We start from the raw sequence: 3,865 nt of genomic DNA, 5'->3' as shown, positions 1-3,865 counted from the left end.
GGTCAGGATCGGGGTCTCGATATCCAGAAAACCCTGCGCGTCGAGGAAGTAGCGCATCGCCTGTGTCACCCGGCTGCGGGTGCGCAGGCGCGCCTGCATCTCGGGGCGGCGCAGGTCCAGATAGCGGTAGCGCAGACGCAGCTCCTCGGAGGCGTCGGCGCCGTGCTCGTCGAGCTGGATCGGCGGCGTCTCGGAGGCGTTGAGGATCTCCAGATCCAGACCCAGCACCTCGATCTCGCCGGTCGGCAGATCCGGGTTGACGGTCCCCGCCGGACGCGCGCGCACCCGGCCCGTGACCTTGAGCACGTACTCGCTGCGCGCCTGCTCGGCGCGGGCGAAAACCTCGGGGCGATCCGGATCGAAGACGATCTGCACAAGACCTTCGCGGTCGCGCAGATCGATGAAGATCACCCCGCCATGATCCCGACGCCGATGCACCCAACCGCACAGCACGACCTCTTGGCCCTCATGGCGGCTATTCAGTTCTCCACAGTACTGCGTGCGCATCGTCGTCTCGCCTCGTGTCTTCGCATCGAGCGACGCAAAAGCGCGTCGCTCGATCAGGTTGATTGCGTGATGGGGTGGGGAAAGATCGGTCGCCGCGTCCGGCTCACGCCGCGGGCTTTTTTTCGACCGGCTTCGGTTTTGGCGTGGCGCTCGCGTCCGGCTTCGCCGTGGTGGTGCCGCCCTTGTCGCCCGAGCCAGCGCCCGAGCCGGAAGCCGCACTGTCACCCGACTTAGTCTCCTTCTTCTCGCCGGTGTCGTGCAGATTCTTTTGATTCGACTTTTTGAAGTCGGTCTCGTACCAACCGCCGCCCTTCAACCTGAAGGCAGCCGCGGAGATCTGTTTGCGCAGCGTCGGCTGACCGCACGCGGGGCAGTCCACCAGGGGCGGATCGCTGATCTTCTGAATCTGCTCAAGCTCATGACCGCAGGCCTCGCAGCGGTACTCGTAGATCGGCATCGTTCGTTCCTCGACAAAAGCAAGCTGACGCCAATTATCAGGCGTTTCCAAGAGAATGGATACCGCGGGACACAACCGGCCGGGGCGGCTCGAACAGCCCCTTCATCGGTCTCGTGCTACACTGATCCAGTGTACTCGTGCGGAGACCTTCATGGCCAATCTGACAATCACCGTCGACGACGAGATCCTCAAGCAGGCGCGAATGCGCGCACTGGAAGAGAACAGCTCGGTCAACGCCATACTGGGGCGCTATCTGCAGGACTACGCGCAAGCCGACGCGGCGCGACAGCGGCGCCAAGAAGCGCTCGACGCGCTCCTTGCGTTGGCGCAGCAGTGCGGCTGCGGCCGCGGCGGACAGACCTGGAAGCGCGAGGATCTGCATGAGCGGTGAGATCCGTTTTCTCGACACCAATGTGCTGGTCTATCTCTTCGACGGTGATGAGCCGGCGAAACAGGCCATTGCCGAGCGGATCTTTCGCGACGATTCCGGGATCAGGTTCAGCACCCAGGTCCTTGCTGAATTTTACGTCACGGTCACCCGCAAATTGGGGCGTCCGATGTCGCCGCAGCAAGGCTTGGCCGCCGTGCAACACCTCAGGACCTATCCTGTCGCGGTGATTACCCAAGACCTGGTCACTCGGGGAATCAGCCGCAGCATTGACTCGCGGATCTCCTTTTGGGACGGCCTGATCGTGGAGACCGCACTGGCCGAAAAGGCTCACCTGCTGATTACGGAAGACCTTCAGGACGGATGGACGATCGGATCCATGCGGGTGTGGAATCCCTTCAAGTCCGCCGAGAGTGACCATCCCCGACCATACTGAGCGCCGCCTCAAAACACCGATGACATCCTCGATCAAGCGAACCATCCTTGTCACCGGCTGCTCCAGCGGCATCGGACTCGCCTGCTCGCTAGGTCTGGCTCAGCGCGACTGGCTGGTTATCGCATCCGCGCGAAAGTCCGAAGATGTGTCCCGTCTGAAGGAGCAAGGTCTCACGGCGGTTCAACTCGACCTGGACGACCCGGAGAGTATCGCGAATGCCCTCGCGCAGACCCTGGACATCACCGGCGGACGGCTCGACGCACTCTTCAACAACGGTGCCTACGGACAACCGGGCGCGGTGGAGGATCTGACCCGAGACATCCTGCGCGCCCAACTGGAGACGAACCTGCTCGGCTGGCATGATCTGACCTGCCGCGTCATCCCGATCATGCGCCGGCAAGGTCACGGCCGCATCGTGCAGAACAGCTCCATCCTGGGCTTTATCCCGCTACCCTTTCGCGGCGCCTATGTCGCGAGTAAATATGCGCTGGAAGGGCTTACGAACACCCTGCGTCTGGAGCTACGCGGCAGCGGGATCTCGGTCTCCTTGATCGAGCCCGGCCCCATCCTGAGTCGCTTTCGAGACAACGCCTACCTCGCACTGAAGGCGAACATCGACACCCAGCAGAGTGTCCACCATGACGCCTATGCGCGTGCTGAGGAACGGCTCACCAAGGCAGGCCCCGTCCAGCCTTTCACCCTTCCGCCCGAGGCCGTGATGAAAAAGCTCATCCATGCCCTGGAAAGCCCACGCCCGCGGATTCGCTATGCAGTGACCTTCCCCACCCACCTCTTCGGCGTGCTCACCCGGATCCTGCCCGACAGCGTGCTGGACTGGGTCATCGCACGCATCTCACGCGGCGGCGCCGGGTAGGCACGACAGCCGCCGGAATGGCCCGCGACCCTGCAGCTCTGTCTATGGTGGTCAGTGGTTCGATCATTTCCGGGAAAGAACGCCCGGCGGACCTCGGTTGCACGACCGGCCGAAGCGCGTTCAGCGCGGTTCCCGAGATCATCGTAATGAGCGCGACCCCGTCGGCCGTCAGGACGGTGGAAGAGGACGACTGCAAGTCGTCTATCCCGGGGGCGACGCTTCGCTCCTCCGGAAATCACCTTAAAGATATCGAAAAAACATCCGTTTAAACCGCGTCCCGCCGACGCTGCGGAAATCAGCCAAGGCCAGCCCTACAGACAGCCATCGCATGGACTGCCGGACGCGGTTTAAACGTAGCGCACCTCCAAGATCTCGAACTCCCGCACCCCACCCGGCACCTGCACCGAGGTGACATCGCCCTCGCTCTTGCCGATCAGACAGCGGGCAATCGGCGAGCCGACCGAGATCTTGCCCTGCTTCAGATCGGCCTCGTCCTCGCCGACGATCTGAAAGGAATGCTCGACATCCTTATCCAGCTCCAGAACCTGCACAGTCGCGCCGAAAACGACGCGCCCGTTGGCGGCGAGCTGCGTCACATCGATGATCTGCGCGTTCGCCAACTTGCCCTCGATATCCTGAATACGCCCTTCGACAAAGCCCTGCTGCTCACGTGCGGCATGGTACTCGGCGTTCTCCTTCAGATCGCCGTGCGCCCGCGCCTCGGCGATCGCCTCGATGATCCGGGGGCGCTCGATGCGCTTGAGCCGCTCGAGCTCTTCGCGCAATTGCTCAGCGCCTCTGACGGTCAGAGGGACCTGGTTCATGGGTGGTTTCCTCGTCTGAATGCACCGCCTTCGTCACATTCGCGGGTCAGGCCGAAGGCCCGCTGCGGGTCGGATCTTAGGGGTGTCGCATAGAAAAAGTCGCGGGCGCCGAGGGGCGCCCGCGAGATCGGTCAGGAGAGATCTTGTAACCGATTGACGCTCAGAATGTCCAGTTGTTTCAGTGCCAGGCAGGTCGCTTCCGCGCCGGAGATGGTCGTGGTATAGCTGACCTTGTGTTGAAGCGCGGAGCGGCGGATCGCCGCCGAATCGGCGATGGCTTGAGAGCCCTCGGTCGTGTTGACGATGAAGTCGACCTCATTGTTCTTGATCATGTCGACGACGTGCGGGCGCCCCTCGGCGACCTTGTTGACACCGATAC

General features: G+C 62.8%; 7 protein-coding genes. 3 read left to right on the top strand and 4 right to left on the bottom strand.

Annotated elements, in window-relative coordinates:
- Both GPT33_RS17680 and GPT33_RS17675 read right to left on the bottom strand, forming a co-directional pair.
- The coding region (locus tag GPT33_RS17680; RefSeq protein WP_296811687.1) for an OB-fold nucleic acid binding domain-containing protein at nt 1-507 on the bottom strand (507 nt) is incomplete at its 3' end.
- Nucleotides 508-610: 103 nt separating this feature from the next.
- Complete coding sequence (locus GPT33_RS17675; protein ID WP_296811685.1) at nt 611-964, bottom strand: zinc ribbon domain-containing protein; 354 nt, start codon at nt 962-964, stop codon at nt 611-613.
- A 151-nt stretch (nt 965-1,115) separates the two neighbouring features.
- Here GPT33_RS17675 and GPT33_RS17670 point away from each other — a divergent pair, with 151 nt between their 5' ends.
- Genes GPT33_RS17670 through GPT33_RS17660 form a run of 3 tightly spaced genes read left to right on the top strand, consistent with a single transcriptional unit; the run spans nt 1,116 to nt 2,662 of the window.
- The gene (locus GPT33_RS17670; RefSeq protein ID WP_296811684.1) at nt 1,116-1,355 is read left to right on the top strand and encodes a hypothetical protein; all 240 of its coding nucleotides are present in this window, start codon (nt 1,116-1,118) and stop codon (nt 1,353-1,355) included.
- Nucleotides 1,345-1,788 carry a PIN domain-containing protein gene (locus GPT33_RS17665; protein ID WP_296811682.1) on the top strand — a complete coding sequence of 148 codons (444 nt, stop codon included), beginning with the start codon at nt 1,345-1,347 and terminating at the stop codon, nt 1,786-1,788. Before GPT33_RS17670 ends, GPT33_RS17665 begins: the two co-directional genes overlap by 11 nt.
- 19 nt (nt 1,789-1,807) lie before the next feature.
- The gene (locus GPT33_RS17660; protein ID WP_296811679.1) at nt 1,808-2,662 is read left to right on the top strand and encodes an SDR family oxidoreductase; all 855 of its coding nucleotides are present in this window, start codon (nt 1,808-1,810) and stop codon (nt 2,660-2,662) included.
- A 347-nt stretch (nt 2,663-3,009) separates the two neighbouring features.
- On the opposite strand, the gene greA is transcribed toward GPT33_RS17660, so the two are convergent.
- Both greA and GPT33_RS17650 read right to left on the bottom strand, forming a co-directional pair.
- On the bottom strand, nt 3,010-3,486 hold the full coding sequence (gene greA, locus GPT33_RS17655; RefSeq protein ID WP_296811677.1) for a transcription elongation factor GreA: 477 nt from the start codon (nt 3,484-3,486) through the stop codon (nt 3,010-3,012).
- Nucleotides 3,487-3,617: 131 nt separating this feature from the next.
- Nucleotides 3,618-3,865: hypothetical protein (locus tag GPT33_RS17650; protein WP_296811674.1), on the bottom strand; the 248-nt coding region annotated here is incomplete at its 5' end.

Source organism: Thiocapsa sp., assembly GCF_011390875.1.
Lineage (GTDB): Bacteria > Pseudomonadota > Gammaproteobacteria > Chromatiales > Chromatiaceae > Thiocapsa.
This window is presented reverse-complemented; position numbering and strand designations above follow the sequence as displayed.

Excerpts from the sequence above, each read along its gene's own strand:
- GPT33_RS17675 (WP_296811685.1), bottom strand. The coding sequence starts at position 964 with ATGCCGATCTACGAGTACCGCTGCGAGGCCTGCGGTCATGAGCTTGAG.
- GPT33_RS17670 (WP_296811684.1), top strand. The coding sequence starts at position 1,116 with ATGGCCAATCTGACAATCACCGTCGACGACGAGATCCTCAAGCAGGCG.
- GPT33_RS17665 (WP_296811682.1), top strand. The coding sequence starts at position 1,345 with ATGAGCGGTGAGATCCGTTTTCTCGACACCAATGTGCTGGTCTATCTC.
- GPT33_RS17660 (WP_296811679.1), top strand. The coding sequence starts at position 1,808 with ATGACATCCTCGATCAAGCGAACCATCCTTGTCACCGGCTGCTCCAGC.
- greA (WP_296811677.1), bottom strand. The coding sequence starts at position 3,486 with ATGAACCAGGTCCCTCTGACCGTCAGAGGCGCTGAGCAATTGCGCGAA.